The 17,130-nt window shown below is 57.7% G+C and carries 15 protein-coding genes and 1 tRNA gene; 3 read left to right on the plus strand and 13 right to left on the minus strand.

Annotated elements, in window-relative coordinates; genetic code table 11:
• Nucleotides 1-104 precede the first annotated feature (104 nt).
• Both BN1079_RS07480 and BN1079_RS07485 read right to left on the minus strand, forming a co-directional pair.
• Nucleotides 105-296 carry a CsbD family protein gene (locus BN1079_RS07480; RefSeq protein ID WP_037023373.1) on the minus strand — a complete coding sequence of 64 codons (192 nt, stop codon included), beginning with the start codon at nt 294-296 and terminating at the stop codon, nt 105-107.
• A gap of 62 nt (nt 297-358) precedes the next feature.
• A complete protein-coding gene (locus BN1079_RS07485) occupies nt 359-1,261 on the minus strand; it encodes a YihY/virulence factor BrkB family protein (RefSeq protein ID WP_037023374.1) in 903 nt (300 codons plus the stop codon).
• Between the two features lie 195 nt (nt 1,262-1,456).
• Here BN1079_RS07485 and BN1079_RS07490 point away from each other — a divergent pair, with 195 nt between their 5' ends.
• Both BN1079_RS07490 and BN1079_RS07495 read left to right on the plus strand, forming a co-directional pair.
• Nucleotides 1,457-2,734: a lipopolysaccharide biosynthesis protein gene (locus BN1079_RS07490; protein ID WP_037023375.1), complete on the plus strand. Its 1,278-nt coding sequence runs from the start codon at nt 1,457-1,459 to the stop codon at nt 2,732-2,734.
• Nucleotides 2,731-4,056 (plus strand): polysaccharide pyruvyl transferase family protein, encoded by a 1,326-nt coding sequence (locus BN1079_RS07495; RefSeq protein ID WP_081950815.1) that lies wholly within the window; start codon nt 2,731-2,733, stop codon nt 4,054-4,056. Before BN1079_RS07490 ends, BN1079_RS07495 begins: the two co-directional genes overlap by 4 nt.
• A gap of 87 nt (nt 4,057-4,143) precedes the next feature.
• Here the strand turns inward: BN1079_RS07495 and BN1079_RS07500 are convergent.
• The 6 genes from BN1079_RS07500 to BN1079_RS07525 form a co-directional block, all read right to left on the minus strand.
• Nucleotides 4,144-4,219 (minus strand) — tRNA-Thr (locus BN1079_RS07500).
• Nucleotides 4,220-4,294: 75 nt separating this feature from the next.
• The gene (locus tag BN1079_RS07505; protein ID WP_037023377.1) at nt 4,295-5,059 is read right to left on the minus strand and encodes a DUF3618 domain-containing protein; all 765 of its coding nucleotides are present in this window, start codon (nt 5,057-5,059) and stop codon (nt 4,295-4,297) included.
• A complete protein-coding gene (locus tag BN1079_RS07510; RefSeq protein WP_052114450.1) occupies nt 5,056-5,493 on the minus strand; it encodes a phage holin family protein in 438 nt (145 codons plus the stop codon). The genes BN1079_RS07505 and BN1079_RS07510 overlap by 4 nt, the downstream gene beginning before the upstream one ends.
• Complete coding sequence (locus BN1079_RS07515) at nt 5,490-6,212, minus strand: hypothetical protein (protein WP_037023379.1); 723 nt, start codon at nt 6,210-6,212, stop codon at nt 5,490-5,492. The genes BN1079_RS07510 and BN1079_RS07515 overlap by 4 nt, the downstream gene beginning before the upstream one ends.
• Nucleotides 6,213-6,622: 410 nt before the next feature.
• On the minus strand, nt 6,623-9,091 hold the full coding sequence (locus BN1079_RS07520; protein WP_231850768.1) for a glycoside hydrolase family 5 protein: 2,469 nt from the start codon (nt 9,089-9,091) through the stop codon (nt 6,623-6,625).
• Nucleotides 9,092-9,638: 547 nt separating this feature from the next.
• A complete protein-coding gene (locus tag BN1079_RS07525) occupies nt 9,639-10,448 on the minus strand; it encodes a WecB/TagA/CpsF family glycosyltransferase (RefSeq protein ID WP_231850769.1) in 810 nt (269 codons plus the stop codon).
• Nucleotides 10,449-10,624: 176 nt separating this feature from the next.
• On the opposite strand from BN1079_RS07525, the gene BN1079_RS07530 reads away from it, so the two are divergent.
• The gene (locus BN1079_RS07530) at nt 10,625-11,668 is read left to right on the plus strand and encodes a glycoside hydrolase family 5 protein (protein ID WP_037023382.1); all 1,044 of its coding nucleotides are present in this window, start codon (nt 10,625-10,627) and stop codon (nt 11,666-11,668) included.
• A gap of 45 nt (nt 11,669-11,713) precedes the next feature.
• Here BN1079_RS07530 and BN1079_RS07535 read toward each other — a convergent pair whose 3' ends face one another.
• From BN1079_RS07535 to gmd, 5 genes are all read right to left on the minus strand, one after another.
• Nucleotides 11,714-12,688 carry a phosphoribosyltransferase family protein gene (locus BN1079_RS07535; protein ID WP_037023384.1) on the minus strand — a complete coding sequence of 325 codons (975 nt, stop codon included), beginning with the start codon at nt 12,686-12,688 and terminating at the stop codon, nt 11,714-11,716.
• A gap of 35 nt (nt 12,689-12,723) precedes the next feature.
• A complete protein-coding gene (locus BN1079_RS07540) occupies nt 12,724-13,488 on the minus strand; it encodes a glycosyltransferase (RefSeq protein WP_037023393.1) in 765 nt (254 codons plus the stop codon).
• The gene (locus BN1079_RS07545) at nt 13,460-14,734 is read right to left on the minus strand and encodes a hypothetical protein (RefSeq protein ID WP_231850770.1); all 1,275 of its coding nucleotides are present in this window, start codon (nt 14,732-14,734) and stop codon (nt 13,460-13,462) included. The genes BN1079_RS07540 and BN1079_RS07545 overlap by 29 nt, the downstream gene beginning before the upstream one ends.
• 293 nt (nt 14,735-15,027) lie before the next feature.
• Nucleotides 15,028-15,996 carry a GDP-L-fucose synthase gene (fcl, locus tag BN1079_RS07550; RefSeq protein ID WP_037023395.1) on the minus strand — a complete coding sequence of 323 codons (969 nt, stop codon included), beginning with the start codon at nt 15,994-15,996 and terminating at the stop codon, nt 15,028-15,030.
• A 3-nt stretch (nt 15,997-15,999) separates the two neighbouring features.
• A complete protein-coding gene (gmd, locus tag BN1079_RS07555; protein ID WP_037023403.1) occupies nt 16,000-17,124 on the minus strand; it encodes a GDP-mannose 4,6-dehydratase in 1,125 nt (374 codons plus the stop codon).
• Nucleotides 17,125-17,130: the final 6 nt, after the last annotated feature.

Below are 17,130 nucleotides of genomic sequence, written 5' to 3' on the forward strand. Positions count from 1 at the left end.
GCTGAAAAACCATTGCGTTTTTCCGAACGCTGCCAAGTAGCCAATCCATGGCTGAAAAAATGCCCGCCTCTCACGAGACGGGCATTTTTATTTGTGTCGTGCCATCAGGCCTTGTCGACGCCGCGCTTGACTGCGTCTTTCACATCACCTTTGACCTGTTGCGCTTCGCCTTTGACTTCCTGGCGCTTGCCTTCGTTCTTCATGCGCTGGTTGTCAGTCGCTTCGCCCAAGCCCTGCTTGGCCTTGCCGGCGGCTTCATTGAGGTTGCCTTTCATCTTGTCGGTAGTACTGCTCATAAGGATTTCCTCTCACTCTCCATGGGTTACATTCTGTTGAGCAAACAGACCGGCAGTTAGTTTCACTGGCCCGAGGAACGGTCGTTGGCAGTTTCTTCGATGCGCTTGTCACCGGCGTCCTTGCCCTCGCGAGAGGCGTGCTCGATCACCGCATTCATCTCCGCGCCAAACAGCAGGACTGCTGCGGAAATATAGAAATACAGCAGCAGCACGATAACCGCACCGATACTGCCGTAGGTGGCATCGTAGTTGCCAAAGTTGTTCACGTAGATGCCGAAGCCTATCGAAGCTGCGATCCAGACGATCACCGCGAGCACCGAACCAGGCGTAATGAAGCGAAAATCCTGCTCCACATCCGGGGTGACGTAGTACAGCACCGCTACTACCAGCATCATCAGAAAGACCACCAGCGGCAGGCGCAACCAGGTCCAGAGAATGACCACGATGTCTTTCAGCCCCACTTGGGAAGCCAGCCACTCGATCACCTGCGGGCCCATGATCATCAGCCCAGCCAGCATCAGCAAAATAACTGCCAGGCCGATGGTGTAGAGCACCGAAAGGAGCATCAGCTTCCACGCCGGACGCCCCTCCTCGACCCGGTAAGCCTTGTTCATCGCGTTCATCAGTGAGCGCACGCCGATGGAAGCCGACCACAGAGCCACGAGGATACCTACCGAAAGCAGTCCGCTTTTCTGGTGTTGCATCTCGTCGATCACCGGGTTGACCAGGTTCAGCGCGTCGGGCGGCAGCATCATCGAAACCTGCTCACGCAGCCAGGTGAAGAACTCCTGCAGATCCAACATCCCCAGCATTGCGATGAGAAACAACAGGAAGGGAAATAGCGAGAAGATGGCGCGGTAGGCCAGCGCCGAAGCGTAGGTAGTCATGTCATTTTTGCTGAACTCCTTCACGGTGCGTTTCAGCAGATCGAAAGCCCCAACGCCCTGCAAATTCAGCAATGCCATGCTTATCCCCACCCTAGATCGAAGTCGATAAAAATGTGACGACCGACCTTAGCAAGAGTTCGTCCAGAGCACACCGATGCATCGCCAGGCAGCAACGTGAATTAATCCTTAGGCGCCTTTTCCGGAACTTTACGGCCTGTCCTGGGCTCTTGAGGAAGTCCCGATTCAATCGGCCTTGGACGAAACGCGCCGCTTATGACACTCAAATCCGCCTTCGCGACGGGCGTGCCGCAGGCTGGGCTGAAGACCGATCTGCTCAAATACGTCCGACTAATCCTCACCAAGGGTAGTGGTGCAGGAGCCGCGCTGGGCCTGAACATCCTCCTGGCACGCCTGCTGGTACCTGACCTTTCAGGCCTGCTGTTCTTCTGCATCGCACTGGCCACCTTTGCTTCGCTGGTTTCGCGGATGGGGCTGGATGTGGCCTGTCTGAAGAACATTTCCGCACTGCCGGAAGAACAGCAGCGCAGCTATCTCGACCGTGCTCTGATCCTCACCCTGCTGGCGAACATCCCGACGATCATCATCGGGGCGCTGGTGGTGCAGTTTTCCCCCAGCACCCAGGCTGATCTCACTGCCGCCACTGCCCTATTCGCAATCGCCGCGCTGAGCCTGTCGCTGACCAACATCGCCAGCGAAACTCTCAAGGCGCGGCACCGGACCGGCGAGGGCCTGTTCTGGCAGACCGTCTTCCAGCCAGCCTTGACCCTGGCGCTGATCGTATTGCTCGGCAGTGAGCTGCAAATCGTGGTGGCCTGCTTCGCGGCTAGCCATGTACTGGCGATGCTGGGCTCGACGTGCCGGGCGCGGATGCGCCTGCAACCAGCTACGGGCCGGGCTCGAGTCGCCTGGCGCGACATGCTGATGCTGGGCACACCGCTGATGCTGATCGCAGTGATGAACAGCGTGATCGAGCTATCCGACACCCTGTTGCTGGGCATGCTGCGTTCGGCTGGCGAGGTCAGCATCTATTACGTCTGCGCCAAGGTCGCTGCCCTGTCCACCACCCTGCTGTTCATCATCAACGGCACCGTCGCACCGGAAATTTCCCGACGCTGGGCGCACCAGGATCATGCGGGCGCCTTTGCCGTGGTTAGAAAGTACTCACGCTTCATGCTGGGTCTGGCTGCACTGATTTTGCTCGGCATTGGCCTGCTGCATGACTACATCCTGGCTGTCTTCGGCGAGCAATACCGCGAACAGGGTGCATTCGCGCTACTGGTTCTGGCCAGCGGCTACTTCTTTGTCCTGGCCGCCGGACCGCTGGGCATCTTCATGACCATGACCGGCCACCATCGCCAATACCTACACAACAACATCGCGACCTGTGCGCTCAACGTGCTTTTGAACCTGCTTCTGATCCCGCGCTACGGCGTCAACGGCGCCTGCTTCGCCACTGCCGTGGCGCTGGCCATGAAAAACATCCTGCTCTATGTGCAGTTCAAGAAAATAGAAAGGAGTTCGCTCTCATGAATATCCGCATCAACGGGCCTTCGCACGAAACCAGCAACAAGATGAAGGTTATCGCCTACGGCGCCTACGACAGACACAACTACGGCGACCTGCTTTTCGCCATCGTCCTCAAGCACTACCTGGAAGCCAACAAAGGCTTTCACGTTCTGATCGCGGCTACCAAGAAGTCCGATCTCTCCCGCTTCGGCGCTCTACCAACCATTTCTCTGAAGGAGGCGCTAAGGGCCACGCGCCAACAGCGCAATACCATGCTGGTGGTCGCTGGCGGCGAATGCCTGACCGCGCAATGGGAAAGCATCATCGGCTACCTGGCGCCTCAGGCCATCTACTACCCGATCAAGGCGAGCCCCTATGTGATCGGCCATCATCAGTTCATCCGTCTGAGCCGCAAATTCACCTCTATCCCATCCGACATGCCCATGGTGCTGGGCGAACGCGAGCTGCCGGGTTATCAGGTGATGTACAACAGTGTCGGCGGTAACGAAATCAGCCGCAAAAAACCCCTGATCCACGCCGCCATCAAACGCAACCTCAAGGACTGCACCTACATTTCGGTGCGCGACCGCGAGACTTCCGCCGAGCTGGAAAAACTCGGCGTCGAGCACCGGCTGGTACCGGACAGCGCCGTGTTGATTTCCGACATATTTCCCCAGCAGCCGACCCCGAGTGAAGCCGGCCATATTGTCTTCCACATCTCCGAGCACCATTCCAGACGGCGCATCGAAGCCATTGCCGAACAGCTGAGCGAACTCAGCGACAGCACCGGTCTGAAAATCGCCCTGCTCACAATCGGCAAGGCCCCTGGCCACTCTGACGACACGCCATTGGACAAGCTGCAGACGCTACTGGGCGAACGCGCCTTTCGCGTCGATAGCGGGCATATCCAGGACATCATCCGCTGCATCGCCACCAGCAAGCTCTACTGCGGTACCAGTCTGCACGGCGCCATTACTGCCTTGACCTATGCGGTTCCGCAGATCGCTCTGCTGCCCAAGCGGGTGATCAAACTGTCCAGCTTCCTCGAAACCTGGGCGCCCAGACGCTCGTCGGGGTTCGCCGAAATCGATCAGATCAGCCACACAGCCAGTGCCCTGCTCGCCTCGTTCGGCGAGCCTCAGAAGAAGGAACTACAGACAGTGGTGGCGCTGCTGAAGGAGCGCGTACGCGACAACCTCGACCACATGATCGGGCTGTACGAAAAAGCGTCGATAAAAAGAGGCGCAGACATCTACCGGTTCCATCGACGGCACCCCATGCGCAGCCCCCTCAAGCCAGGCCGCGCCGGGGGAATGCCCCGGCCGACCCATCAGGCGCGCACCTGAGTCAGCGCGGCGATCTGCATTCGGCAGCTGTTTGCAGCCAATATCGACCCGGAAAACAAAAGGCCCGCATTTGCGGGCCTTGATCATTGGTGCCGGAGACAGGAATCGAACCTGCGACCTTCGCGTTACGAGTGCGCTGCTCTACCGACTGAGCTACTCCGGCGATAAGCGGATTATCGGGGGCTTGCTGTCCCAGGCTCAAGCCCCCCGACAATCCGCACGGCCGGCAGTCGCTTGCTTATAGCCCCGGCGTCGGTTCCGGCCGGCTTTCGCCAGAATCACGCTTGATCTCATGCCGGACGTCGCTGGCGACCTGCTGGCCGATATCTGAAGCTTTCTGGTATCCCTCCTCTGCCTTATGGCGAAGGCTGTCGGTCACGCTGTCGCTGGCTCGGCCCAGCATTTCATCTTCCTTACGTGTAGGCGGAACGGAGGCCGCCAGCAATGCACCCAACGCAATACCAATCGCGCCCAGCGCCAGTGGCTGCTCATTAAGCAGATGATTGAAGCCGCCACGTGCGCGCTCGCTCTGCTGGCGCAGGCTTTCTGCGGCATGCCGGCTGGTATCGCTGACACGATGTCGAGCATCGGCCAGGGAAGCGGATACGTCATGCCCCACCTGACTGGTTCGGTTACGTAAATCGCTACCCTGCTGTTTCAGGCCGGAAGCCTTGCTGGAAAGCTTGTCGCCCAGCGATGGACCACTGCTGCTGGATGGCGCCGGCGGCTGACGATTCTGCCCAGCCATCAGCCAAAGCAAACCGATAGACGTCAGCACGGTAGGCACCGGGTTGGCTTTGGCGGTGTTGCTAAGGTTGGTGAAGAACTCGCCACCGCCGCCTTTCACGTAGCTCAGCGCGGTATCGATGAGTTCACCGGGTGACAGCTTGTTTTCCAGTGCATGGACGATATCGCCGATCTCGGCGCGCTTCTGATCGATCTCGCGCTCCAGCTCTGCGGGGTCTTTCTGCGCTTCGATATTTATCTGGCTGCCTGTGCTCATGACGTATGCCCCCTGACGGCTTCTTTATCCTTATGCATGGAATGAAGGGTGCGTTCAGGCTTGAACGACGATGCCTCGAACTTTTTCTTGCCGGCCGAGACCATGATCAGGCCGATCACCACCACCACCCCGCCAACGATCAGCGCCGCAAGCCAGGGCGCCATGATTTCGCTGAGGCCGTATACCGCTGACATAAGCAGAACAATAAAACCACCCAGCAGCACCGCTCCGCCGGTGGCGACGCTCGCCGCGCCGGCCTTGGTCGCGCGGATGGATTCGCTCAGTTCCGCCTTGGCCAGCGCCAGCTCCTTGGTGATCAGATCAGGAACTTCATGGGTCAGCTGTCGCAGGAGCCCGCCTACGGAGCCGTCATAGTCGGCACGCTTGCCTGTGTCGGGGCTAATGGTCGTGGTTGTCTTATGTGCCTCGCTCATGGATGGAGCCCTCCGTCAGTGCCTCTACCGTTGTGGCCAACCTGGGAAGTAGCGCTGCCCGTTGCACCTATGCCGGCAGTTTGAGTGGTTGAGGAAACCCCGGCGTTACTGATGCTGCCAACGGTGCCGGGTTCGCCAGTGTCGAGCCGCCGATTGAGCTCTTGCTGATCGCTGATATGGCGGCTGGACGAGCTTGCATCCGGCGAGGCAGCGCTGCTGGAGGCCTGGCGGTGCCGATAGTCGTCCTCGCTGTGCCTGGCCGAAGCCTTGGCAAAACGGGTCAGCCCAAAGCCCAGCGCGATACTCCCGGCAATGAACAGCGCGGGGTTGTCGCGGGCGAGTCGATTCACGTCGTGGATGAGTTCATCCACGCTCTTGCCACGCAAGTTATCCGAGAGCCGAACCATGCTCTGGGCCATATCGGAGACATAGCCTGATAGTCCCAGTGTGTCCTGACCTTCCAGTTCCCGGGCAGCGGCTTCGGCACTGTGCGCGACCTTTTCAAGTTCGTCAGCAGCGGTTTCCCGGTAGCCGTCGAGCTGGCTCTTGCCTTTGGCCTTGATCTCTTCAGTAGCCTGCCGGGCAGTAGCACGAACATCTTCGGCAGTCGGATGTGCCACCGAGTCGGAAGCCGTCGTGTTATCGGGCTGGGAGGTAAAGTCGGGGCTGGCTTTACCCATGCCACCGTAACCTGTGATTTCTTCGTCGGGTGTCGTCATCGGGTTCACCTTTCATATGGCTTGGCCGCAGGGCCGAGGCCTTGCGGAGGCAGTCAAGGCGGGGATTCGCCGAGGCTGAAGTTGCAGCACTCATGTAAGGTGACCGGGGCCAATTTTTTGAGTTCCCCTCACCGGCCCAGCGCCTCCCGGCACGAAAACCCAGGCCCCAAGGCTTGTGCTAGACGCTTCGCGTGATGGCGGCTTGCCCACTAATGGCGCCCAAGCCGCGGATGCCCTGGCCTTAAGCGAAGCGCCATGAATGCCAAGCGAAACGGCACTCTGTCGTGTTGCATCGCCGGGTTTTGAAACCGCTGGAGGACGGCTGAGGCAGGCACAACCGACGAACAGTCGTATCAATTTGCGGGCACAAAAAAACGGGCCGCAGCCCGTTTTTCTGTTATCGGTTTCCGTTACTGGATCGGACCGATGGTGGAGCAGGTTTTCTTCGTGGCTGCGTGCTTCTGCAGCATCGCCAGTTGCGGACGGAACTTGCCGCTCTGTACGTCCAGCGACATGCTGTCTTCACCCCAGCGAGGACCGGCTGCCCAGTAGGTGCTCGGGATGCAGTTCTCGGCCAGATACGCCAGCATGTTGTCGGTGGCGACCACACCCGAGGGGGCGAAGTCAGGGATACCGTGCTCACCCAGGTAGCCACGCAGCTTGTGCTTCTTCAGCCACTCAACCCAAGGCTTGACCAGATCCACACCACGCATCGGTGCAAAGGTTTCGTTGCGGTTGCGGTACGAGCCCGAGTAGTCGTGATCCCAATACTGGTGTGCTTCGAAGACCAGGTTGTTCTTCGGATCGCGCATCCACGGATCGCTGATCAGCTTGGTGTTGACCTGCTCCCAGAACAGCGCGCTGGAGTAACGGTCGCCGGCGATCATGATCCAGGTCTCCGGATCGATCTTGCGGATCGCCTTGCTCGCTTCCAGAGCAGTCTCAGGCCAGAGGTTGTTACCGGTGTTGTACGGCTCGTTCATCAGACCATAGCCCCACAGAGCCGGGTGGTTGTGAACTTCCAGAGCGATCTTGCGCCAGGTCTCGGTAAACGCGGAACGCGGAACCTCTGGAGAGTTAATCACCTTGCCGTAGTAACGGTAGTAGTTGTGCATATCCAGGACGACTTTCATGCCGTACTTGTGCGCCAGGTCCAGCGACTTCTTGATGCGCGACAGTTCGGCGGCATCCAGCGGGGTGCCAAGTTTGGGCTGGATACGCTCCCAGAGGAAGCCCAGACGGATCAGCTTGAAGCCCAGCTCACTATGACGCTTATAGTAGGACTCGTCGGCATAGGTGTAGCCCTGGTTGTAGATACCTGGAACCCTGCCCGGGTCGAACACGCCGGACGCAAAGTTCACGCCCACCAGATCGATACCCTTGCCATTGCCCGGCTTCGGAGTCGGAGTCGGAGTCGGCGCAGGGTTCTGCGGCTGGCCACCGGTGCTGCTGGAAACCACGGTCAGGGTCTTCGGATAGCCGACGTTGCTTGGCGACAGCTTGTCGCCGCTGAGCAGGACTGTCAGGTGCTCACCGATGTCATAGACCGCGATGACTTGGCGAACCTGACCATCGGCCAGGCGTACCGAGGCACCCTGCTTGAAGGCTGCCTTGTTACCCGCCGTGTTGCGGATGGAGAAACCGGCCTGCTTGCGATAGATGCCGTTCTCCCAGTCTTCGTTGGTGAAGCTGTTCATGCCGGTGCTATAGGTGCTCTCGCTCGGAGCCTCTGGCGCAGGCTTGGTGTCCGGCTGAGGTTCCGGCTTCGGCTGTGGTGCAGGTGTCGGCGTGCTCGGCTTGCTGGTGCTGCCCAAAGTGCTGATGGTGCGCGGAGCACCGACCTTGTTGCCATCGAGCAGACCGCCGTCGAAGTAGACGCTGAGGTTGCTGCCCACTACAAAGACCTTGCTGATCTTGCGTACCTGGCCGTCAGCAAAACGTACTTGCACGCCTGGCTTGAAGGCGTCACGGGCACCATTGGTAAGCGGGATCGAAACGCCAGCCTCACGACGCCATACACCATTGAGCCAGTCGCCGCTGGTGAAGCGGTTGATCTGGCTGGTGAAGCCTACTGATGCTTCGGGAGCGGGCGCTGGCTCTGGAGTTGGCTCTGGAGTCGGCGTCGGCTTCGGTGCAGAAGTACCCGGCGCAGTATTGGAGACGGTCACAGTGCTGACGGTGTTCGGCGCACCGACCTTGGCGCCATCAAGCAGAGGTCCGTCGAAATAGACGCTGAGATGCTGGCCAACGCTGAAGACCTTGGTGATCTTGCGCACCTGACCATCGGCAAAGCGCACCTGAACACCCGGCTTGAAGGCATCGCGGGCAGCAGAGGAGTTCGGCACGGAGATACCGGCTTCACGGCGCCATACGCCATTGAGCCAGTCGCTGCTGGTAAAGCGGTTGATCTGGCTGGTGAAGCCAACAGCCGTTTCCGGAGCAGGCGTCGGCGCCGGCGCGGAAGTTTCCGGCGCAGTGCTGGAAGCAACGACGGTGCTGACCTTGTTCGGCGCACCAACCTTGTTGCCGTCGAGCAGAGGCCCATCGACATAGACGCTGAGGTGTTCACCAACGACGAAGACCTTGGTGATCTTGCGCACTTGACCGTCAGCAAACTTGATCTGCACGCCCGGCTTGAAGGCATCACGAGCGGCAGCCGAGAACGGTACGGAGATGCCGGCTTCGCGGCGCCAGACGCCATTGAGCCAGTCATTACTGGTAAAGCGATTGATATCTGAAGTGAAAGCGGTCGCGGAAGTTGCGCTGATATCGATGGCCGCTGTGGCTTCGCCACCGACAACCAGCGAACTCAATACCGCAGCCATAGCGATAGAGCGTACAAGCGCCTTGGGAGCACTTGTGAGTACATTCATAGACATTCAGTCTCTCCGGAACTTAATACTTCTAAAGGCCGGAGCCTTTAAAAAAGTAGCGGGAGTTAAAGGATTTTCGTGCGGCGCTTTATGGAGCTGAAGCACTCATGACGCGCAACCGAACGAACCGCATGCAAGGGCCGGATCACCATTTGAGAATCCGGCAATCCGTTGCGTGGCGCCTTTATAATAGGTTTCAAAATTTAGTCAAAACGCCGCCGACGAAATAGCATCGCCAAATAATCGGCACTTTTTTGGCATCGCCAGTAATATGCTATTAGAACATGGCTAAATGCTATTGAAAGAGCGGTGCTTAATGCTTCAAAACAATAGAAATCGGCGCCATTTTTTTGAATTCTGGCAAGTCACACAAACAAGCGAAGCGGCCTTCATTCCCGACGAATGGCTATCAAGCATTGAGGGAATTTGCCGAGGCGAAGCAAAATAAAAAAGCCGAATTCGGGCCTTGCCAGGGAGGCAATACCGCAGAGGAAGGAAAAGGGAGTTTTAGGAGCTGGACCCCGCCTTTGCGGCGGGGTTGAAGGATGTACGTTTACTTGTAACTAGTAGCCTGCCGCTTGCCGCTGCGGCTTGCACTGCTTATATGGCGGGGGCGTGCAAGAAGGCTGCGCGACAGGTAATAGAAAAACAGTGGGATCCCTACCGCATAGCGTTTGAACAGGCGCCTTGGCTCTATCAGCATGCGGAACGCCCATTCCAGACCAAAGCGCCGGAAGAGCAACGGTGCGCGGGGAAAGCGTTCGGCAGCAAAGTCCAGAATGGCGCCGCCGCAGATCAGCAACGCCGGCGTCTCCATTTCGTTCTGCAGATATAAAGCGACCTGCTCCTGCTTTGGCATGCCCATGGCAAGCACAATAATCGGATAGCGCCCTGGGACATGGTGCTTCCGGTAGAACTCCAGGTACTCCTCGCTACTCTTGAAACCATCGATTGCATGGAAGTCACGGTCCCCGAACAGACTGCGCGCCCCCTCGCTTAGCCAAGGCTCACGAGTGCCCATGGCGAAAAGCTCATGATTGTCGCCCGAGCCGCTCACCAACTCTTCGATCAGCCTGGGTATGAAGTCCGATCCGTTCAGGTTGGCCTTTGGTTCTCGCCCGTTGAACAAGCAGGCAATCTTGATTCCAATGCCGTCACGCAGCAGATGGTCCACATGCATGAAGCTGTCCCGGACCGAGGCATGCCGCTGGGCAATGTTGTAGCCGTGCTGATTTAGAAATCCAAGAATCGTCGGCGACTTGCGCTGCCGAAGTGTGCTGATGAAGGGGCCCGTCTCGGCCTCATTCAGGAGCTTCAGCTTCCCGATCAAAGGATCCATCCTTCTGGTGCGGGGTTTTTTCATAAATATCTTCTCTGTCTGTCATTCAATTCTGGGGCTATTGGATTTGCAGGCCATCCAACCGGGCATTTATTTCCCAGGCTCAATTCGTAGAAAAACTGAACAATGCGTGTCAGCGTCGGACCAAAGTAAGCAGTCGCTGCTGCGACTTTTTCCGATGGCAAAAAGAGGAGATGGAGATGATGGGGACACGCGGCAAATCGCAACGGGTGAAAGGAATACTTCTCGGACTCGTAGTTATGCTCGGTAGTGCCGTAAATGCGGCAGAAAAAATCGACTTGATCGGGCTGAACATCGGTGGAGCCGCATTTTCCGGCAATTCCATCCCTGGAAAATACAATACAAATTATTTCTTCCCCGCCCCAGATTACCTTGCCACCTGGAAAGAACGCGGCATTCGTACCATCCGATTCCCGATCATGTGGGAGCGCCTGCAAGCCGAACTCAATGGCGAGCTGCAAGAGGAATATGCACAACGCATCGAAGATTTCATGCAACAGGCTGCGGACCACGATATGCGCGTCATCCTCGATATCCACAATTACGCCCGTTACCGAAAAAAGAAAATAGGCTCCGATGCTGTTCCAATATCCGCCTATGCGGACTTTCTGGAGCGCGTTGCCAAGCGCTGGAAAGACCACGAAGGACTCTGGGCTTACGACATCATGAATGAACCCCATGGCGTCGATAAATACTGGCCTGCCGCCGCTCAAGCAGGAATCGATGCCATTCGTAAACACGACCATGAGCGTCCGCTGCTTATCGAAGGCAACTTTTGGTCCAGCAGTTATCTCTGGCCCAAATACAACGACCCACTTCTCAATCTGCAGGACCCCGCCGACAAGTTGATATTCTCCGCACATCTTTATCTCGACAAACATGGCAACGGGCAATATCGCGAGCCTTTGGCAGAGGACTTCGACACCATGCTGGGTGTGGAGCGGGTCAAGCCCTTTATCGATTGGCTGATCAAACATGACAGGCAGGGCCATATTGGCGAATTCGGCATACCGGCCGGGGATCCGCGCCTGCTGGAAGCGATGGACAATCTGCTGGCTTATCTGCAGAAACACTGCATACCCATGACGTATTGGGCCGCAGGCCCTTCCTGGGGAAATTACAAGTTATCGGTCGAACCGACTCGCGACGGCCAAGAACGTCCGCAGTGGGCTGTGCTCGAAAAGTATGTCGGTAAGGGAGACTGCAAGCGTATCGGTCCATGAATTCACCTGCGTTGCGCCCCGGCGTCTTGTCGGGGCGCTATGCGCTCAGCTTTTGGATTGCGGCATTGGCATCCACTTGGCCATCGACTTTGCCTTGCCGATCAGCCGCTCTTTCAAACTATGGGTCTTGCGCAAGGTGCTGGCCTTCAGATTGTGCACGTGTCCCGGGACATACATCTCATTGGTTTCGATGCAGAACACCGGCTTGCCGCTGAGCCTCATGATCTCGATAGCCTGGCGCTCCTCACTCTCGACGAAGAGTCGAGTCTGCGGATACCTGCTATAGACCTCGGCCTTGAACTTGTGATGGATCTTCAACCGCCGCCGCTCCTCTGCCGAGGGCAGATCGAGCATATGCAGGGTGCCGTATTGCACGCCGTTTCTCTGCAGCCACTCTTCGGTTTCGGGGCGATATTTCTCCAGCCGGCTGGTCACCAGGTGCGCGACCTTGAGTGAAGGAATGAACAGCGGGCGTGTACAACTTAGAAAGTCCCGGTAGTTCGGCCCGTCATCGTTCTGCTCAACCGTCGGGTCGAGGCAGAGCACGCCATCGATATCCAGGCAGGCCTGCGCCATGAATGGATGATGCATGATGTTCCACTCGAACACCCGGGGCTGTTCGACCAGCTCCAGATACATATCCACCAGATGGCAGTTATTCTTTTCGGCGAACGCAGCCATGGTCACCACCTCGCCCTGATACACGGCCCTAACTTGCTTTAAGGCGGCGTGCATCGACTTGGCGCTGGCGATACTGTCGTCCACCAGCAGCACTTTCTTTGCATCTCTCGGCTTGCACAAATCGGCATGTTTGTAAGTGCGCGTGCTGCCCTTCTTCAAGTCGTCGTTGCGCAGGAACGAATACAGATCGGTCAACGGCAGGTTCTGCTTCAGAGCAACGATACTGGCGACCAGCATGCCACTTCGGGGGATGCCGACAACCAGGTCGACATCATGGGGAATCTTGCCGGCACACTCGTTGCTCAGTTGCGATAGATGACTCAAACTGCGGTAATTCATCGAATCCTCTCCTGCGACCATTCTTCCTGCATTCATTAACGCCCAAGAGCAGCGCGCAATTGCTTGCTGTGCGTATGCAGGTAGTGCAATACATACAGAGCAAAAGCATTGGGGCTCGAGAAGTTCAGGAAGCGTTTGCGAATATCCATATCCTCACGGATTGCTTCAAATCGACGTTTATGAGAAACGCCGGTCGTATCGAAGATGCACAAGGGAAATGACAACTGCATGACATCACGCTGCAAATCCAGCCCCTGCAAGAACTCCAATAACAGGCAATAATCGGCAGACAGTTTGTAATCAAGACGAAACTTGTATTGGCGCAGCCGTTCGTTCTCAAAATACATGGTCTGGTGACTGGCCGGCAAACCAAGCGGAGCACGCTCGATTGGGTGGGCATTTACGGGTTTTAGACTGCCGCCGGCGTCCTTACGATAAAAGTCGCCATAGATAAACTTGGGCGCAATAGCAGCCTTTGATAACTCGTCATTGATTCTGGCCAGAACATGAGGGCTGGCAAGTGCGTCCCCGCTATTGAGGAACAGTGTATAACCTTCGGTTTGAACTGCACGTTGCCGGCCTTTATCCATGGCGTCATAGATACCTCTGTCTGGCTCTATGGTTATTTCGGCCTGCTTGTCATCCAGTTTGCGCAGCCATTCACCGCTGCCATCGGTTGAATTGCCATCAATGACAATCCAGCGGAAGTTCCTGAAAGTCTGCCCGACCAGACTCCGATAAGTATCTTTGAGTCCATCCAGATTATTCCAGTTAATGGTGACGATACTGAAGTTGACCATAACTCATCTGCCCCGGATTTTCTGCGTGAAAGGAATGTGCCGACTGTACCTTGGCGTAATAAATGAAGAAGGCCGCCGCCATGCCATACACATCGCCGGCAAACGTCAACGCATTGGAAAGCATGAAATTCATCATGCCGAACACGAATGACAGCTGCATGGCTGCCAACAAACTGCCCTTGTCCCGGCATTGGCGCATGATCCAGATAAAGCCGCCATAGAAGATCAGCACCACTACCGGCATCAGAAAGCCGTAGCGGTAATACACGCCAAATATGCCGACATCGGAAAGATAGAAGTGCGAGTTGTATATTCTCGAGAAACCGCCGTTCCACTGCAGCGACAACGCGCCCATACCGATGTAGTTGTTGGCACTCACCGCTTCGATGATGGTGTCGACGGTTCGTTCCCGGACACCTGGCCCTGAAGTGGCCTCGAACAACAGCGCGTAGAAGCGTTCGTACTGCTCGATATAGAACTCCGGCACGAGAAACCAAGACACACCGAGAATCAGGATGCCCAGCACGGACATCTTCATCAGCGAGTCGATGCGCTTGCGGAAAATCCACAGACCGGCAAAGGCCCAGATCAGCATGGTCTGCCGGGTCTGCATGACCAGCCAGAGATAGGCCACGAAGTACAGCAGGATCAGCAACCCGCGCAGGGTTACACGGTCGCGCATGTTGTACATGACCATGAACGCCGCAAGGCTGACGAATGCCGAGCCGATCCGATACCGGTCGGGCCGCAGCAGATCCTCGTATTGCGTCCAGTCGTCCACGGTGAACGAGGCCACGGTGTTCTGCGGGATGATGCCCAGGTAGTAGCAGAAGCCGAAGGTGGCGCAGAACAGCGCGATATAAAGGAAGTAACGGCCCAGTTCTTCCTGGGTGGGCTGCGCCATGAGCAGCAGGAACAGCACCGGGAAGAACACCAGGTATTCGAGGAAACGGCGCTCCTCGAACAGGCCAAAGGCCAATGGCTGGCCGAAGTTGAGGTTGGCCAGCACGGCTGACATCAAGGGCAGCATGGTGCCCATGAAGATGATCCACAGGCTGGTTCGCGACTGATAGACCCACTTCCAGGCAACGAACAGGCACACGGTGGACGCCACGACCAGCAGCAGGAACATCTCCCTGAAGTAGGGAATACCGGCACGCTTGTCATCCGTCAGGAAGAAGCACCCGGAATTCAGCAACAACAGGACGATCAGCAGATTCTTGTACGCCAGAACTTTCCTTAACAAGCGCTATCCCCAATATCCAATGATGGCGGACACAAAAATCGAGCCGGCGTGGCTCGGCGAACGAACACCTCGACGAGGAAACGTGCCATGGATGGACAACGCTTGCGGCGAAAAGGTCCATTTCCATAGGTGCATATCGCCATCTCCCCTTCAGCGGATCGATGACGCATGAACTAGCCTCTGACGCTCACCAGCCTTGCGCAGCCCGTGAGGAGCGCGCGAATGATTCGCTCCCACGGCCGCTGCGTTGCGCAAAAGGGAAGGTCCGACGGCACTGCATGGCAAACGTGCCGCTACTGGCGTATCTGGTGCTGGTTGTCGACGAACCAGCGATAGGCATCCCGCAGACCGTCTTCCAGGCTGATGCTGGCCTGCCAGCCCAGCGCCTTCAGACGAGACACATCCATTAGCTTGCGTGGCGTGCCGTCCGGCTTGCTGCTGTCGAAGATCAGCCGTCCCTGGTACTCGGTGACCCGAGCGATGGTCTCGGCCAGCTCGCGGATGCTGCAATCGACGCCGGTGCCGACGTTGATATGCGACAGCATCGGCTGGGTGTGCGCCTGGTAGGTGGCCTCGTCCAGCTCCATCACGTGCACGCTGGCCGCAGCCATATCGTCCACGTGAAGAAACTCGCGCTGCGGCTTGCCACTGCCCCAGATCACCACCTCGTCATCACCGCGCAGGGTCGCTTCGTGGAAGCGCTTGAGCAGAGCCGGCACCACATGGCTGTTTTCCGGGTGGAAGTTGTCGTTGGGGCCGTAGAGATTGGTCGGCATCACGCTACGGTAGTCGCGGCCGTACTGCCGGTTGTAGCTTTCACAAAGCTTGATCCCGGCAATCTTGGCCACCGCGTAGGGTTCATTGGTGGGTTCCAGCACACCGGTCACCAACGCCTCCTCCTTCATTGGCTGCGCAGCAAACTTCGGGTAAATACAGGATGAACCCAGAAACAGCAGCTTCTGAACATCGTTGCAGTGCGCCGCATGGATGATGTTCGCCTGCACCATGAGGTTCTGGTAGATGAACTCGGCCGGGTAGGTGTTGTTCGCGTGTATACCGCCGACCTTGGCCGATGCCATATAGACCTGATCGATCTGATTCTCGGCGAAGAAGCCATTCACCGCCGCCTGGTCGATCAGATCAAGATCCTCACGCCCGCGCGTGAGGATGTTCTTGTAACCCAGTGCTTGTAGACGCCGGACGATGGCCGAGCCGACCATCCCCCGGTGCCCCGCGACGAAAACTCGAGCGTCACGATTCATGGTTCAACTCTCCAGCGTAACGGGGATCTCGAAGCCGTGCTCTTTGAGCAAGGCGTGGCGCCTGGCGACCTTGAGGTCTTCGCGGACCATCTCGGCGCACATCTCCTGCACGCTGATTTCCGGCGTCCAGCCGAGCTTTTCCTTGGCCTTGGACGGGTCACCCAGCAGGGTTTCCACTTCGGCGGGGCGGAAATAACGCGGATCGACACGCACCACCACATCACCGACTTTCAACGCCGGTGCCATGTCGCCTTCGATGCTTTCAACAATGCCGCGCTCATCCACGCCGCTGCCCTCGAAGCGCAGCTGAACGCCCAACTCGGCGGCCGACCAGCGGATGAATTCACGCACCGAGTACTGCACGCCGGTGGCGATAACGAAGTCCTCGGCCTGCTCCTGCTGCAGCATCATCCACTGCATGCGCACGTAATCCTTGGCGTGTCCCCAGTCGCGCAGCGCGTCCAGGTTGCCCATATGCAGGCACTGCTCCAGGCCCTGGGCAATATTGGCCAGGCCGCGGGTGATCTTGCGGGTAACGAAGGTTTCGCCCCGGCGCGGCGACTCGTGGTTGAAGAGAATGCCGTTGCAGGCGTACATGCCATAGGCCTCGCGGTAGTTCACCGTGATCCAGTAGGCGTAGAGCTTGGCCACCGCGTAGGGCGAGCGCGGGTAGAATGGAGTGGTTTCCTTCTGCGGAATTTCCTGCACCAGGCCGTAGAGCTCGGAAGTGGAGGCCTGGTAGAAGCGGGTCTTCTTCTCCAGCCCCAGCAGACGGATGGCTTCGAGAATGCGCAGCGTGCCCATGCCGTCGACATCAGCCGTGTACTCGGGCGACTCGAAGCTCACCGCCACATGGGATTGCGCGCCCAGGTTGTAGACCTCGTCGGGCTGCACTTCCTGGATGATGCGGGTCAGGTTGGAGGAGTCGGTCAGGTCGCCGTAGTGCAGGACGAAGTTCTTGTCCTCTACTTGATGGTGTTGATAGAGGTGGTCGACCCGCTGGGTATTGAACAGCGATGCACGGCGCTTGATGCCATGCACCTCATAACCTTTTTCCAGCAGCAGCTCTGCCAGATAGGAGCCGTCCTGACCTGTGACGCCTGTGATCAACGCTTTCTTACGTTCCATAGTGTT

This window comes from Pseudomonas saudiphocaensis (genome assembly GCF_000756775.1).
Classification (GTDB): domain Bacteria; phylum Pseudomonadota; class Gammaproteobacteria; order Pseudomonadales; family Pseudomonadaceae; genus Stutzerimonas; species Stutzerimonas saudiphocaensis.

What these genes read in the sequence shown, in the direction of transcription:
- BN1079_RS07480 (WP_037023373.1), bottom strand. Translation starts at nt 296, where the DNA reads ATGAGCAGTACTACCGACAAGATGAAAGGCAACCTCAATGAAGCCGCC.
- BN1079_RS07485 (WP_037023374.1), bottom strand. Translation starts at nt 1,261, where the DNA reads ATGGCATTGCTGAATTTGCAGGGCGTTGGGGCTTTCGATCTGCTGAAA.
- BN1079_RS07490 (WP_037023375.1), top strand. Translation starts at nt 1,457, where the DNA reads ATGACACTCAAATCCGCCTTCGCGACGGGCGTGCCGCAGGCTGGGCTG.
- BN1079_RS07495 (WP_081950815.1), top strand. Translation starts at nt 2,731, where the DNA reads ATGAATATCCGCATCAACGGGCCTTCGCACGAAACCAGCAACAAGATG.
- BN1079_RS07505 (WP_037023377.1), bottom strand. Translation starts at nt 5,059, where the DNA reads ATGAGCACAGGCAGCCAGATAAATATCGAAGCGCAGAAAGACCCCGCA.
- BN1079_RS07510 (WP_052114450.1), bottom strand. Translation starts at nt 5,493, where the DNA reads ATGAGCGAGGCACATAAGACAACCACGACCATTAGCCCCGACACAGGC.
- BN1079_RS07515 (WP_037023379.1), bottom strand. Translation starts at nt 6,212, where the DNA reads ATGACGACACCCGACGAAGAAATCACAGGTTACGGTGGCATGGGTAAA.
- BN1079_RS07520 (WP_231850768.1), bottom strand. Translation starts at nt 9,091, where the DNA reads ATGTCTATGAATGTACTCACAAGTGCTCCCAAGGCGCTTGTACGCTCT.
- BN1079_RS07525 (WP_231850769.1), bottom strand. Translation starts at nt 10,448, where the DNA reads ATGAAAAAACCCCGCACCAGAAGGATGGATCCTTTGATCGGGAAGCTG.
- BN1079_RS07530 (WP_037023382.1), top strand. Translation starts at nt 10,625, where the DNA reads ATGATGGGGACACGCGGCAAATCGCAACGGGTGAAAGGAATACTTCTC.
- BN1079_RS07535 (WP_037023384.1), bottom strand. Translation starts at nt 12,688, where the DNA reads ATGAATTACCGCAGTTTGAGTCATCTATCGCAACTGAGCAACGAGTGT.
- BN1079_RS07540 (WP_037023393.1), bottom strand. Translation starts at nt 13,488, where the DNA reads ATGGTCAACTTCAGTATCGTCACCATTAACTGGAATAATCTGGATGGA.
- fcl (WP_037023395.1), bottom strand. Translation starts at nt 15,996, where the DNA reads ATGAATCGTGACGCTCGAGTTTTCGTCGCGGGGCACCGGGGGATGGTC.
- gmd (WP_037023403.1), bottom strand. Translation starts at nt 17,124, where the DNA reads ATGGAACGTAAGAAAGCGTTGATCACAGGCGTCACAGGTCAGGACGGC.